General features: G+C 72.1%; 15 protein-coding genes. 6 read left to right on the top strand and 9 right to left on the bottom strand.

Annotated features, from left to right (window positions below):
* Positions 1-94 precede the first annotated feature (94 nt).
* Positions 95-1,501 carry a WS/DGAT/MGAT family O-acyltransferase gene (locus tag AB4Y76_RS15675; RefSeq protein ID WP_441926904.1) on the top strand — a complete coding sequence of 469 codons (1,407 nt, stop codon included), beginning with the start codon at positions 95-97 and terminating at the stop codon, positions 1,499-1,501.
* A gap of 4 nt (positions 1,502-1,505) precedes the next feature.
* On the opposite strand, the gene AB4Y76_RS15680 is transcribed toward AB4Y76_RS15675, so the two are convergent.
* The 5 genes from AB4Y76_RS15680 to AB4Y76_RS15700 form a co-directional block, all read right to left on the bottom strand.
* A complete protein-coding gene (locus AB4Y76_RS15680) occupies positions 1,506-1,823 on the bottom strand; it encodes a helix-turn-helix domain-containing protein (RefSeq protein WP_441926906.1) in 318 nt (105 codons plus the stop codon).
* Positions 1,824-1,955: 132 nt separating this feature from the next.
* Positions 1,956-2,597: a response regulator gene (locus AB4Y76_RS15685; RefSeq protein ID WP_441926957.1), complete on the bottom strand. Its 642-nt coding sequence runs from the start codon at positions 2,595-2,597 to the stop codon at positions 1,956-1,958.
* A 55-nt stretch (positions 2,598-2,652) separates the two neighbouring features.
* Positions 2,653-3,180 carry a flavin reductase family protein gene (locus AB4Y76_RS15690; protein ID WP_441926908.1) on the bottom strand — a complete coding sequence of 176 codons (528 nt, stop codon included), beginning with the start codon at positions 3,178-3,180 and terminating at the stop codon, positions 2,653-2,655.
* Complete coding sequence (gene macS / locus AB4Y76_RS15695; protein ID WP_441926910.1) at positions 3,177-4,298, bottom strand: MacS family sensor histidine kinase; 1,122 nt, start codon at positions 4,296-4,298, stop codon at positions 3,177-3,179. The genes AB4Y76_RS15690 and macS overlap by 4 nt, the downstream gene beginning before the upstream one ends.
* A 4-nt stretch (positions 4,299-4,302) precedes the next feature.
* Positions 4,303-5,115, bottom strand: a complete 813-nt coding sequence (locus AB4Y76_RS15700) for a lysophospholipid acyltransferase family protein (RefSeq protein WP_441926912.1) — start codon at positions 5,113-5,115, stop codon at positions 4,303-4,305.
* Positions 5,116-5,265: 150 nt separating this feature from the next.
* Between AB4Y76_RS15700 and AB4Y76_RS15705 the strand changes: the two genes are divergently transcribed.
* From AB4Y76_RS15705 to AB4Y76_RS15715, 3 genes are read left to right on the top strand one after another with little or no spacing between them, the layout of a single operon-like run.
* Positions 5,266-6,045, top strand: coding sequence for an alpha/beta hydrolase (locus tag AB4Y76_RS15705; protein WP_441926914.1), 780 nt, complete (start codon positions 5,266-5,268; stop codon positions 6,043-6,045).
* Positions 6,042-6,491, top strand: a complete 450-nt coding sequence (locus AB4Y76_RS15710) for a hypothetical protein (protein WP_441926916.1) — start codon at positions 6,042-6,044, stop codon at positions 6,489-6,491. Before AB4Y76_RS15705 ends, AB4Y76_RS15710 begins: the two co-directional genes overlap by 4 nt.
* A 58-nt stretch (positions 6,492-6,549) precedes the next feature.
* Complete coding sequence (locus tag AB4Y76_RS15715) at positions 6,550-7,773, top strand: ornithine cyclodeaminase (RefSeq protein ID WP_441926918.1); 1,224 nt, start codon at positions 6,550-6,552, stop codon at positions 7,771-7,773.
* 111 nt (positions 7,774-7,884) lie between these two features.
* Here the strand turns inward: AB4Y76_RS15715 and AB4Y76_RS15720 are convergent, their stop codons facing one another.
* Genes AB4Y76_RS15720 through AB4Y76_RS15735 form a run of 4 tightly spaced genes read right to left on the bottom strand, consistent with a single transcriptional unit; the run spans position 7,885 to position 10,917 of the window.
* Positions 7,885-8,835, bottom strand: a complete 951-nt coding sequence (locus tag AB4Y76_RS15720) for an ROK family glucokinase (protein WP_441926920.1) — start codon at positions 8,833-8,835, stop codon at positions 7,885-7,887.
* A complete protein-coding gene (locus AB4Y76_RS15725; protein WP_441926922.1) occupies positions 8,832-9,272 on the bottom strand; it encodes a hypothetical protein in 441 nt (146 codons plus the stop codon). The genes AB4Y76_RS15720 and AB4Y76_RS15725 overlap by 4 nt, the downstream gene beginning before the upstream one ends.
* Positions 9,272-10,477, bottom strand: a complete 1,206-nt coding sequence (locus tag AB4Y76_RS15730) for an ArsA family ATPase (RefSeq protein ID WP_441926959.1) — start codon at positions 10,475-10,477, stop codon at positions 9,272-9,274. Before AB4Y76_RS15730 ends, AB4Y76_RS15725 begins: the two co-directional genes overlap by 1 nt.
* A 2-nt stretch (positions 10,478-10,479) precedes the next feature.
* Entirely contained in the window at positions 10,480-10,917 is a 438-nt protein-coding gene (locus AB4Y76_RS15735) for an SRPBCC family protein (protein ID WP_441926923.1), read from the bottom strand.
* A 95-nt stretch (positions 10,918-11,012) separates the two neighbouring features.
* Between AB4Y76_RS15735 and AB4Y76_RS15740 the strand changes: the two genes are divergently transcribed.
* Complete coding sequence (locus tag AB4Y76_RS15740; protein WP_441926925.1) at positions 11,013-12,803, top strand: AMP-dependent synthetase/ligase; 1,791 nt, start codon at positions 11,013-11,015, stop codon at positions 12,801-12,803.
* A 348-nt stretch (positions 12,804-13,151) separates the two neighbouring features.
* Entirely contained in the window at positions 13,152-13,880 is a 729-nt protein-coding gene (gene cpaB / locus AB4Y76_RS15745) for a Flp pilus assembly protein CpaB (protein ID WP_441926927.1), read from the top strand.
* Positions 13,881-13,883 lie beyond the last annotated feature (3 nt).

The raw sequence follows: 13,883 nt of genomic DNA on the forward strand, positions 1-13,883 counted from the left end.
CTTCCCAATTGGCGAGGCACGCGCGAGGATCCCCGGAAAGGTCGCGCTGCAAGGTCGCGCCCCGCCGTGATCGCGTGCCGAGGAGGACCGCCCCGTGCCATCCCCGATCGACCCCACCTCGCTGGCGTTCCTGCTCGCCGAGAACCGCAACCAGCCGATGCACGTGGCCGGCCTCCAGCTGTTCGACCCGCCGGCGGACGCCGGCCCGGACTTCGCCCGCTCGCTCTACGAGTCGGCGCTCGGCATCGAGGAGGTCGGGCCGCTCTTCCGCAAGCACCCGCACCACTCGCTCGGCACCCTCGGGCAGTGGGTCTGGACCGACGACAAGCAGCTCGACATCGAGCACCACGTCCGGCACAGCGCGCTGCCGCGCCCCGGCCGGGTCCGTGAGCTCCTCGAGCTGGTCTCCCGGCTGCACGGCCAGATGCTGGCCCGGGAGCGGCCGCTGTGGGAGGCGCACCTGATCGAGGGCCTCGACGACGGCCGGATCGCGATGTACACCAAGCTCCACCACGCGCTGGTCGACGGCATCTCGGCGATGAAGCTGATGCAGAGCGTGCTCACCACCGACCCCGACAGGCGCGGGATGCCGCTCCCGTTCGACGCCCGGGCCACCGGCAAGGCACGCAAGCAGCGCGAGACCGCCGAGCAGGGGCTCACCGAGGTGCCCGTGGACGCGCTGCGGACCGCGTTCGGCCTGACCGCCGACGCGGCGGGCCTGCCGGCCGCGCTGATCCGCAGCCTCAGCAAGGGGGTCCGCAACGAGGCGTCCTCGCTGTCCTTCTACGCCCCGCGATCGATGTTCAACGTCGCGATCACCGGGTCCCGACGGTTCGCGGCCGACGACTGGCCGCTGGAGCGCCTGCGCGCCGTCTCCAAGGCCAGCCGGACGACCCTCAACGACGTCGTCCTGGCGATGTGCGGCGGCGCGGTCCGCAGCTACCTGCTGGAGCTGAACAGCCTCCCCGACGCGTCCCTGGTCTCGATGGTTCCGGTCGGCCTGAAGTCCCGGACGGCCTCCTCGGAGTCCGGCGGGGGCGGCAACGCGGTCGGCTCGGTGATGGTCAAGCTCGGCACCGACCTCGACGACCCGGCCGACCGGCTGGCGGCCATCCACGACTCGATGCGGGCGGGCAAGGAGGCCCTGGAGTCGATGACGCCGAACCAGATCCTCGCGATGAGCGCGGTCGGGATGGCGCCGTCGATCGTGATCCCGATGCTCCGCCTCAACGGCATCGTCCGGCCGCCGTTCAACCTGATCATCTCGAACGTGCCGGGGCCGCGGAGCACGCAGTACCTGAACGGCGCCCGGCTCACCGGCACCTACCCGGTCTCGGTCCCGATGCAGGGCATGGCGCTCAACATCACCTGCAACAGCTACGCCGACCTGATGGGGTTCGGGCTCACCGGCTGCCGTCGTACGGTGCCGCACCTGCAGCGCCTGCTCATGCACCTCGACGACGAGCTGGTCGCGCTCGAGAAGGCCACCGGAGTGGCCTGAGGGGTCAGGCGGCGGAAGCCACCACGTCGCCACCGCGGGCCGGTGCCACCGGCACCCGCTCGATGGCGGCCTCGGCGAGGATCCGCTGCTCCTCGACGGCGACGGTGTCGCTGACCTCGCGCAGCACCGCCGACAGCGGCACGTCGAGGGCGTCGCAGAGCGAGGCGAGCAGCTCGGAGGAGGCTTCCTTCTGGCCGCGCTCGACCTCGGAGATGTAGCCGAGGGAGATCCGCGCCTCCGAGGAGAGCTCGCGCAGCGTCAAGCCGCGCCGCATCCGCTCGTTGCGCAACACGTCACCGAGCTGCCGTCGGAACAGCACCATCGCGATCCCCTCCTCAGTCCTGTGGGCCCAACGCTACCTGCCCCGTGGTTCTTCCCGCCTCCGTCTCGCCAAAAGTCGACCCGGGCGAACTGGACCAGTCGGACACCGGCGGCAGACGCGCCCGGGGCCGGCTCAGTCGCCGCCCGGCGTGTCCAGACCCTGCTCGATGGCGTACCGGACCAGCTGGACCCGGTTGTGGAGCTGGAGCTTGCGGAGCGTGTTCTGCACGTGGTTCTGCACGGTCCGGTGCGAGATCACCAACCGCTCGGCGATGTCCTTGTACGACAACCCCTTGGCGACCAGCCGGAGCACCTCGGTCTCCCGCTCGGTCAGCCGCGGCGCACCGCTGTCGCCGGCCGGCTCGTCGATCAGCCGGCGGTACTCCCCCAGCACCAGCCCGGCCAGGCCGGGCGTGAAGACGGTGTCCCCCAGGGCCACCCGGTCCACGGCGCCGATCAGCTCCGCCCGGGACGCGGACTTCACCAGGTACCCGATCGCCCCCGCCTTGACCGCGTCCAGGACGTCGGCCTGCTCCCCGCTCGCGGAGAGGATCAGCACCTTCACGGCCGCGTTCTGCCGGACGAGCTCGGCGGTGACCGCGACGCCGTTCGGCTCCGGGATCTGCAGGTCGAGCACCACCACGTCGGGCTGGGTGGCCGGGAACCGGGCGAGCGCCTCGGTCCCGGTGCCGGCGCTGGCGACCACGGCGAAGCCGGCCTCGGTCAGGTCCCGCTCGACGCCCTCGCGCCACATCGGGTGGTCGTCGACCACCATCACCCGGATGCCCGCACGGGCTCCTGCTGCGTCCGCTTGACTCACGCGGGCGACCCTACCGATCCCCGTCGGCGCCGTCGTGGCCCGGTGCGTGGCGGTACCTCCCGCGGCGGTGCTCCAACGCGTCGTGGTCCTCGGCCACGACGACCTCCTCGATCGTGGCGACGACCAGCCGGGACCAGCCGACGTCCTCGCTGCGGTCCAGCCGGACGTGCGCGCGGGTGCGGCCGACGAGCGCCGGCCCGTGGGAGGTCTGCTCCCAGGTGCCGAGCCGGAACGCGCCGCCCGGCGCCGGGGCCAGGCCCCCGAAGGCGTCCGCGAGATCCCGGTCGGCGCCGTGCAGCAGCTGGACCACCGCGGTGCCGCCGGCCTCCAGGGCGTCGTACAGGTCGGACTCGGGGTCGAGCAGCCCGAGCACCGCGGCCGGGTCGCCGTTGGCGACCATCAGCGAGGAGACGGTGAGGCCCGCCCGCTGCGCCCCGGCGCCGGCGGTCCAGAGCGAGACCGCGCCGCCCAGGCGCCCCCGGAAGCGGCGTACGGCGTCCGGCGGGTCGGCGAACGGATTCTCGGAATGAATCGTCATGACGCGCTCCTCGGGACCCGGAACTCCCACTCGGTGCCGGACGGCGAGGTCACCAGGTCGGCGGTGCCGCCGAGCTCGGCGACCCGGCCCCGGATCGAGGACGCCACCCCGAGCCGGCCCTCGGCCGCCGCCTGCTCCAGCCGGCCGGCGTCGATGCCGGGTCCACGGTCGCGTACCGACACCACGAGCTCGGGGCCCAGGTCCTCCAGGAGCACCCAGGCGGGGGCGTCCCGGCCGACGTGGTGCCGGACGTTGCTCAGGCACTCGGCGACGACGGCCGCGACCTCGACCCCGACGCCGGCCGCCACGGGCACGGCTCCGGCGGGCACGGCCACGCTCACGTGCGCGCTCCCCAGCGCCGCCAGCGCAGCCCCGAGGTCGTACGGCGCCCCGTCGGCCGGCGCGCTCACCTCTCGCTGCACATAGGCCCGCAGGGCGACCTCCTGCTCCCCCGCGAGCCGGCCGAGCTCGGCCGCCTCGCCGCCGATCTCGGCCCCGCGCTTCTGCACCAGGGCGAGCACCTGGAGGACGCCGTCGTGGACCACCCGGCCCAGTCGCTGACGCTCGGCCGCGGCGGCCGCGGCCCGCTCGGCCCGGTCACGCTCGGCGGCCGTGCGCTGCAGCAGGTCGGAGAGGAAGCCGACGATCAGGCCGCCGATGAGCAGCAGCAGGATGTTCGAGTAGTTGGTCTGGGTGAGGTGGTCGCGGATCAGCACGTCCGCGGTGACCACGGCGGCCGCGGCGGCCAGACCCCCGACGATCCGCCACTCGATCGCCCAGGCGAGCACCACGCCCATCACCCAGAAGCCCGGCAGCGTCGCGTGCAGCCCCTCGCCCTTGACCAGCGGGGTGGCCAGGATCGCCGCCACCGCCACCGCCAGGTCGGCGAGCAGCAGCGGAGCCCGCCGCAACGCCGGACGGCCGTAGGCCCACACGGCGAAGAACGTCCAGAACGCCAGTCCGACCAGGATCACCGCACCCAGCACCGGGCGCGGGTAGGCCGAGGCCCGGTAGAAGTACAGCAGGAACGAGTTGACCAGGACGATCACGCGCAGCACCGCGAGCGCGCGGTACAGCGTGTTCGCGACGGCCGTGCCGGCCGGGTCGCGCTGGCTCACGCGGTCAGGAGGCCTTCGTGGCCGGGGTGTCACCGTCGCCGTCGCCACCGGCACCCGCGACCTCCTCGGCGGCCTTCTCGGCCGCCTTCTCGGCCGCCTTCTGGGCCGCTGCCTTCTCGGCGCGGGCGGCCGCCTCGGCCTTCTTCGACTCCTCCTTGGCCCGGGTGGCGTACATGTCGACGTACTCCTGGCCGGAGAGGCGCATCAGCTCGTACATGATCTCGTCGGTGACCGAGCGCAGGATGTAGCGGTCGTTCTCCAGGCCCTCGTAGCGCTCGAAGTCCAGCGGCTTGCCGAACCGCACCACCGGGCGCGTGAAGGACCCGAACTTCTTGCCCGGCGGCGCCACCACGTCCGTGCCGACGACCGCGACCGGGATCACCGGGACGCCGGTCTCCAGCGCCAGCCGGGCGACGCCGGTCTTGCCGCGGTACAGCCGGCCGTCGTGCGAACGGGTGCCCTCCGGGTAGATGCCGAACAGGTCGCCGTCGGCCAGGATCCGCTTCGCGGTGACCAGCGCGCCCTCGGCGGCCGACGCACCCGAGCGGTCGATCGGCACCTGACCGGCGCCGGAGAAGAACAGCTTCTGGAACCAGCCCTTGATGCCGGGGCTGGTGAAGTACTCCGCCTTGGCCACGAAGGTGACCCGGCGCGGCACCGTGAGCGGCATGAACAGCCAGTCGGCGTACGAGAGGTGGTTGCTGGCCAGGATCGCGGGACCGTCGGTCGGGACGTTCTCCACTCCCTCGACCTGCGGGCGGAACACCACCCGCAGCAGCGGACCGAGCGCGATCCACTTCAGGAACCAGTAGAACACTCCGCACCCCTCCTGAGACCGGCACACCCGGCACGCCGGCACCGACGACGCTCAAACCCTAGCCCCTCCTGGGGGTGCGTGAAACGATGGACCACGGGGCGCACCACCCGGCGTTCCCCGCGACCTTCGAGACCCCCACGGAGAACCCAGGTGACGACCGCCCCGCACGCCGAGACCTTCCACAGCGACGGGACGCCGGACGCCTCCGGCCGCCGGGTGGGCGTGCTGCTCAGCCACGGCTTCACAGGGTCGCCGGCCTCGATCGTGCCGTGGGGCAGGTACCTCGCCGAGCAGGGGTACGCCGTCGCGGTCCCGCGGCTGCCCGGCCACGGCACCACCTGGCAGGACATGACCACCACCCGGTACGACGACTACTACGCCGAGATCGAGCGCGAGTTCGACGCGCTCCGGGCCCGCACCGACGTCGTCGTGGTCGGCGGCCTCTCGATGGGCGGCTGCCTCGTGCTCCAGCTCGCCGAGCGGCGCGCGGACCAGGTCGCCGGCGTGGTGCTGGTCAACCCCGCGGTCAACAGCACCAACAAGCAGCTCCTGCTCCTGCCGGTGATGAAGCACCTGGTCAAGGCGTTCCCGGGGATCGGCAGCGACATCAAGAAGGAGGGCGTCGTCGAGTCGGCGTACGACAAGACGCCGCTCAAGCCGCTCGCCTCGATGGTGGCCGCGTGGAAGCAGGTCCGCGCCGGGCTCGGCGAGGTCACCGCGCCGGTGCTGCTGTTCCGCTCCGCGGAGGACCACGTCGTCGACCCGTCCTCGGCCCGGATCATCCTGGACGGGATCGCCTCGGCCGACGTCACCGAGCGCGTGCTCGCCGAGAGCTACCACGTCGCCACCCTCGACAACGACGCCCCGCAGATCTTCGCCGAGTCCGCCGAGTTCGTCGCCCGGGTCACCAGTCAGGTCGCCGCGTCGTGAGCAACCGCGACGAGGCCGGGCAGGAGGAGGGCCGCCGGGCCCGCGAGGAAGCGGAGTGGCGGGACATCGTCGACCACTTCGGCGACCGGGCCGAGCTGCCCGAGGACGCCGTCCCGGACCCGCCCGAACCGGCGCCGGCCGCGCAGCCCGGCGGGGTGTACGACGGCCCGCCCGAGCTGGCCCCGGCGCACTGGTCCGACGACGACCGGTTCGTGCCGCCACCGCCCCCACCGGTCCCCCGCGCCCACGGGTTGAGGCTGCTCGCCTGGATCGGGCTCTTCGGCGTGCCGGCGCTCGCGCTGCTCGGCGTCGTGCTCGGGATCTCGCTGCCCTCGCCGCTGGGACTTCTGCTCATCGTCTGGTTCGTGGGCGGCTTCGGCTACCTGGTCGCCACGATGAGCAACCGGGGCTCGGGCGGCGGTTGGGACGACGGCGCGGTCCTCTGACAGAGTCGGCTCAGCAGTCCGGCCGGTGCGGATGCAGCGAGGAAGAGGGAGCCCGAGGATGAAAAGCGAGACCGTCCAGATCAGCGGACACCTGATGGACTCCGGGATCCTGTCCCGGGTCCTCGACGACATCCGCGAGTACGGCGGCGACTACGTGATCGAGCGCTTCGACGTCGGCCACGACGCCGGCGACCCGTCGTACGCGCAGATCGTGGTCTCGGCCGAGGACGACGAAGCCCTGCAGCGGCTGCTGATGCGGCTCCAGACCCGCGGCGTGAACCAGGTCGACCCGGGCGAGGCCGAGGTCTCGGTCGCCGAGCACGACGGCGTCTTCCCCGACGGCTTCTACTCCAGCACCAACCTCGAGACCGAGGTCCGGCTCGACGGCCGCTGGATCCAGGTCCAGAACCCGGAGATGGACTGCGGGCTGATCGTCGACGACGCCGGCGTGCACACCCTGCCGATGGCCGACGTCCGCGCCGGGATGAAGGTCGTCTGCGGCGCCTCCGGGATCCGCGTCGAGGTGCCGAAGAGCACCCGCGAGGAGGGCGGCTTCGGCTTCATGGACTCCGACGTGTCCAGCGAGAAGCCCCAGGGCGTGCTCGTCCGCCAGGTCGCCGACGGGATGCGCGCCGCGAAGGAGGCCGGCCAGAAGGTGCTGTGGGTCGGCGGCCCGGGCGTCGTGCACACCGGTGCCGCGCCGGCGATGGTCGAGCTGGTGAAGGCCGGGTACGTCGACGTGCTCTTCGCCGGCAACGCCCTGGCCACCCACGACATCGAGTCCGCGCTCTACGGCACCTCGCTCGGCATCGACCTGGCGATGGGCCAGGGCGTCGAGCACGGCCACGAGCACCACATCCGGGCGATCAACACGATCCGCAAGGCCGGCTCGATCAGCGCGGCCGTCGACCAGGGCGTGCTCACCGGCGGGATCATGCACGCGCTGGTGACCACGGGGAAGCGGTTCGTCCTGGTCGGCTCGGTCCGCGACGACGGCCCGCTGCCGGACGTCTACACCGACGTGATCGACGGCCAGCGGGCGATGCGCGCCGAGCTGACCGACGTCGGCTTCTGCCTGATGGTCGCGACGATGCTGCACTCGGTCGCGACCGGGAACATCCTGCCGGCCTCGATCCCGCTGGTGTGCGTGGACATCAACCCGGCGACGGTCACCAAGCTGGCCGACCGCGGGTCCTCGCAGGCCCGCGGCATCGTCACCGACGTGGGCCTGTTCCTGGAGCAGCTGGCAGGCGAGCTGGTCCCCGACTACCGGCGAAGGTGAGCGTCGTCATCCGCGGCCCCTGGCTGCGTTGTCGTCGGTCGACGCCCCGCTCCGCTCGAAGGGCGCCTTCCCTCCTCCGCCTTGCCAGCGACCACGCCTGACGACGCTCTCTCAGCCGCGGGCCAGGTCCGCGGCGCCGATGAGCCCGGCCTTGTTGCCGAGCTCCGCGAACCGGATCGCCGGCACGGGCCGGTGGCCGAACCCCGTCACCGCGGGCCCGTACGACGCCACGATCACGTCCAGCTCGAGCGCCGGGGACTCGCTGACCCCGCCGCCGACGACGATCACGTCCGGGTCGAGGACGGCGGTCAGGCTGCCCAGCCCCTGGCCGATCCACTCGGCCAGCTCGCGGAAGCTCTGCAGGCTGGCCGGGTCGCCGCGCTCGGCGGCCTCGGAGACCAGCGGCCCCCGGATCGCGGCCGGGTCGCCGCCGGCGAGCTCCAGCAGGAGCGCGGCCGAACCCGGGTCGGCCACCGCGAGCTCACGGGCCCGGACGGTCAGCCCGGTGCCGGAGCCGTAGGCCTCCCAGCAACCGTGCAGGCCGCAGGCGCAGATCCGCCCGTCCGGCACCACCCGCAGGTGGCCGAACTCGGCGGCGACCCCGAAACCGCCGCGGAACAGCTGGCCGTCGAGCACCAGCCCTCCCCCGATGCCGGTGCCGATCGCTGCCATCAGCAGCGTGCGCGCGTCCTGCCCGGCGCCGAACCGGTGCTCGGCCCAGGCGGCGGCGTTGGCGTCGTTCTCGATCACGGTGGGCAGGCCGACCCGGTCGCTGACCAGCGCGAGCAGCGGCTCGTCGCGCCAGGCCAGGTTCGGCGCGAACATGACCTCGCGGCGGTCGAGGTCGATGAACCCGGCGGCGGCCACGCCGACGGCCGCGACCTCGTGGGAGGTGCGGAGCTCGGCGACCATGTCGGCGATGCTGTCGGCGATCGACGCCGGGTGCGCGGCCGGCGACTCCCGGCGGGCCTCCGCGACGACCGTGCCGCTCGCGTCCACCACGCCGCCGGCGATCTTGGTGCCACCGACGTCGATGCCGATGGTCAGGTCGGCCGGGGTCACGACTCGTCCCAGCCTTCGTCGTCGAGGTCGATCTTCTCCACCGGGGACTGCTTGCCGTCCGCGGGAACCTGGGTGGCGAGCACCCCGGCCGCGGCGTGCATCAGCGAGCTCGCCGCCACGGCGAGGTGCGCCTTGACCTCGGGGCTGGTCGTGCGGACCGCGGAGATCACCTGGCAGACCGGGCAGTAGCGGCAGTCCTGGCCGTCGGTGGCGATGTGCTCGTTGATGTTGTGCATCGCGTCGGTGACCGCCTGCGCCGCACCGGCCGCAGACCCGGCCGCAGACCCGGCCGTGCCGGCGCCCTGCTCCTTGGCCCAGCCGGACAGGGCGACGAACAGCTTCGCCGCCTCCTCCCCGACGCTGCCGATCGGCTCGCCGTTCGGCCCCTGGCGGGGGTCGCCGCCGCCCCCGGGAGTGCCACCGGTCTCGTCAGCCATCAGGACTCCTCGGGATCGATGCGGAACTTGACCTGGAGCGAGCCGTCCTCGACCCGCGCCCCGGTGACCGTGTGCCGGGCGAGTGCCGCCGGCAGGGCCAGGAGCCGACGATAGGACCCGACGGTGACGACCAGCTCGTCGCCGTGCCGGGCGAGGTCGACGTCCTTCTTCTCGGCGAACGGGAGCGCGATCCGCAGGACCGCCCCGGTCGCGGTCCGGGAGATGGTCATCGGCCCGTCGCCGGTCGGGGTGGCCAGCGGGTCCGCGCCGGCGTACGCCGCCTCGGCGAAGCCGCCCAGCGCCTCGACGCCCATCGGCTCGCCCGGCTGGTACGACGACAGGTAGACCGGCAGGTCGACGAACGACTGGCGGACCTCGGCGAGCACCTCGGACTGCGCCGCCACCCAGGACGCGCGCCACGGGTCGCCGTCGGCGTCCGGGAACACCCGGTTCGCGATGACGCCGTCGACCCGGTAGCCGTACAGCGAGAGGGTCGTGAGCGAGCGCCGCGCCTCGGCGACCACGACGGTCTCCGGTGTCAGCACCAGCCGCACGCTCGCGGTCTTGTCGGTGAGGATCCGCTGCACGTCCTCGAGATCGCGGTGCAGCCGCTCGACCGCGTCGAAGACCGAGTCCTCGGGCATCGGGACGCCGGCGGCCCGGGTGAGCACCGGCCGGAGCGCGCGGACGACCTTGCGCTGGACGCCGAACATCCGCGACATGTACCAGTTCAGTGCCTCGGGCAGGGCCAGCAGCCGGAGCGTCTCGGCGGTCGGCGCGCAGTCGACCACGATCACGTCCCAGTCGCCGGAGAGCGCGTGCGTGCGCAGCTCGAGCAGCGCCAGCACCTCCTCGGCGCCGGGGATCACGGTGAGCTCCTCGGCCGTGATCGGGTCGACCCCGGCGGCGTCGAGCACCGAGAGCAGGTAGCTCTGCAGCTCGCCCCAGGAGCGCTCGAACCGGCGCTGGGTGTCGACCTGGTGCACCCACAGGTTCGCGGCCACCTGGGTCGGCTCGGGACCGACCGGCTCGCCGAACGCGTCGGCGAGCGAGTGCGCCGCGTCGGTGGAGAGCACCAGCGTCCGCTCGCCGCGGCGCGCCGCGAGCGTCGCCGTCCCGGCCGCCGAGGTCGTCTTGCCGACACCGCCCTTGCCGGTGAACAGGATGATCCGCGGCGGGGTCACTCCGATCAGCTCGCCGACCACGCTCAACCGAGGGACTCGACGCGCTTCTTCAGCCCCTTGAGCGCGGTGTCGATGATCACCTTCTCCGCCTTGCGACGGAGCATCCCGATCATCGGGATCGCCACGTCGACGGCGAGCTTGTAGGTGACCTCGGTACCGGCGCCCGTCGCGACGAGGTCGTAGGAGCCCTCCATCGCGCGCAGCATCTTGCCCTCGGTCAGGTGCCAGCGCAGCGTGGTGTCCGAGACGTAGTCGTAGGCCAGGGTGTAGGCGTCCTTGATCGGGGCCGCCTCGAGCACGAAGTGCACCTGCTCGGCGCGCCCGTCGGCGTCGGTGCTGGTCACCTCGACGGTCTTCATGCCCTGGACCCAGGACGGGTAGCGCTCGAAGTCGACGATCACGGCCATGACGGCCTCGGGTGTGGCGCCGATCACGATGCTCGAGGTCGTCTGTTCAGGCATGCCGACGAGGCTATCGGATCAAGTCGGGCGACTAGTACCGTGCAGGAGTTGATGGGCAGCATCCAGCCCGCGAGCAGAGAGCGACGAGGAGCAGCGTGCGCGAGTACTCCACCCCCCTGCAGGTCGACGTCCCCGGGGTCGGCAACCTGACCGACGACGTGGTCGTGAACGGGACGGAGCACGCGGACACCGTCCTCTTCTCGCGCCGCACGGCGCAGGGCTGGTCCTCGGTGACGGCGGCCGAGTTCCTCGCCGAGGTGCGTGCGGTGGCCAAGGGCCTGGTCGCGGCCGGCGTCGAGCCGGGAGACCGGGTCGCGCTGCTGTCGCGGACCCGCTACGAGTGGACGCTGTTCGACTACGCGATCTGGTTCGCCGGCGCCGCGACCGTGCCGATCTACGAGACCTCGAGCGCCGAGCAGATCGAGTGGATCCTCGCGGACTCCGGCGCGCGCGCCGTCGTCGCGGAGACCCCCGAGCACACCGCGCGCCTGAAGGAGATCCGCGACCGGGTCGCCGAGGTCCACCACGTCTGGTCGATCGAGGACAACGCCGTCGCGGTGCTGACCACGCTCGGCGAGGAGATCAGCGATGCCCAGCTCGAGGAGCGCCGTACGTCGGCCGGCCCGGACTCGCTCGCGACGCTGATCTACACCTCCGGCACGACCGGGCGCCCGAAGGGCTGCATGCTCACCCACGGCAACTTCGCCTTCGAGCTCACCGTGGCGGTCGACGAGCTGGAGAACCTCTTCGACACCTCGGGCGCAGCGACGCTGCTGTTCCTGCCGCTGGCGCACGTGTTCGCCCGGATCATCCAGGTCGGCTGCATCAAGGCGCGGGTCCGGCTGGGCCACAGCGCGGACATCAAGAACCTGCTGGACGACTTCGCCGAGTTCAAGCCGACGTTCATCCTGGCCGTGCCGCGGGTGTTCGAGAAGGTCTTCAACACCGCCTCGCAGCGCGCGGTCGCCGACGGCAAGGGCCGAATCTTCAACCGGGCGTCGGAGGTCGCGATGGCGTGGTCCCGCGGCCTCGAGTCCGGCCGGCCGAGCCTCGCGGTCCGCGCCCAGCACGCGGTCTTCGACAAGCTCGTCTACGGCAAGCTGCGCGCCGCGCTGGGTGGCAGCTGCGAGTACGCCGTCTCCGGCGGTGCCCCGCTCGGCGACCGGCTCGGCCACTTCTACCGCGGGATCGGGGTGAACGTGCTCGAGGGCTACGGCCTGACCGAGACCACGGCCGCGCTGACCGTGAACCTCCCCGACGCGCAGAAGGTCGGGACCGTCGGCCGCCCGCTGCAGGGCACCGCGGTCCGCGTCGCCGACGACGGCGAGCTGCTGTTCCGCGGCGGCCAGGTCTTCGCCGGCTACTGGCGCAACGACGAGGCGACCGCGGAGGCGAAGGACGCCGACGGCTGGTTCCACACCGGGGACGTCGGCGAGATCGACGACGAGGGCTTCGTCCGGATCACCGGGCGGAAGAAGGAGATCCTGGTGACGGCCGGCGGCAAGAACGTCGCGCCCGCGGTGCTGGAGGACCGGCTCCGCGCTCACCTGCTCGTCGACCAGTGCATCGTCGTCGGCGACGGCCGGCCCTTCATCGGCGTACTCGTGACCCTGGACCGCGAGACGGTGCCGGGCTGGGCCGAGCAGCACGGGAAGACCACCGACGTGACGCGCCTGCTGGACGACCCGGACCTGCTCGCCGAGATCGAGGGCGCGGTCGACGACGCCAACAAGGCGGTCTCGAAGGCGGAGTCGATCCGCAAGTTCCGGATCCTTCCCGGCGAGTGGACCGAGGAGGGCGGACAGCTCACCCCGAGCCTGAAGCTCAAGCGCAACGTCGTGATGCGCGAGAACGTCGACGAGGTCGAGGCGCTCTACTCCCGCTGACCTGGTCCCGTGACCTTGGTCCCGGTGACCTTGGTCCCGGTGACCTTGGTCCCCGAGACCGAGGTCCCGAATCCGGCACCAGTTCACTTCTGTCACACGGGCCACAGAACAATTCGGGAATTTCGTCCCAAGTAGTCATTTCGGACTATTCGGGATGTTCTTCTCGGATCATTCCTGCTGAGGCGCGTGCGTCCAGCCGGACTATCGGGCAGAGTTGCCCGTGCACCAGCACCGGGAGGCGTGCTGGTCGGACCACACTTCGGTGCTCGCGCGCTTGTCCGGAAACCCCACACGAACGGGGAACGGCGGCCGCACTTGGGGGGCGCCGCTGAAGGGAAGGCCTCGGCCATGGACCGCAGGAAAGTTCTACTCGTCGTCGCAGCGCTGATCGCCGCGATGGGCACGCTGCTCGTCGTGCTGTACGTCCGCGGGGCCGACGACCGGGCAGTCAAGCAGTTCAACGCGGTCACGGTGCTCAAGGTGAAGACCCAGATCAACGCCGGCGAGACGGTCGCCGCGGCCCAGGCCGCCGGCAAGATCGAGGAGGGCAAGGTCGACCAGGGGTCCAAGCTCGAGGGAGCGCTCGACACGCTCGCCCCGGTCGAGGGCATGATCGCCCAGACGACGATGTACCCGGGCGAGCAGGTCGTGGTCAACAAGTTCGCCCCGACCGCGGCGGCCACCAGCACCCTGACGATCCCCAAGGGCTCGATCGCGATGTCGGTCAACCTGACCGACACCGCCCGCGTGGCCGGCTTCGTGAACCCGGGCGACCACGTCGCGATCTTCCTCTCCAACGCCACCGCGTCGCGCATCCTCCTGCCCGACGTCGAGGTGATCGCCGTCGGCACGACCACCGTCGTCCCGACCACGACCACCGATCCGTCCGGCGCCCAGACCACCGAGCAGCTTCCCCGTACGCTGTTCACGCTCGGCGTCAACCAGCAGCAGGCCGAGAAGATCATGTACGCCGTCAACGGCGGCGGCGGCGGAGGCGAGCTCGCGTTCGGCCTCCTCAACGAGGACTCGGTGGTCAAGCCGGACGGCGGGGCCAACGCGTCCAACCTGTTCCGCTGACGC

The organism is Marmoricola sp. RAF53 (genome assembly GCF_052114005.1).
Classification (GTDB): Bacteria; Actinomycetota; Actinomycetes; order Propionibacteriales; family Nocardioidaceae; genus Marmoricola.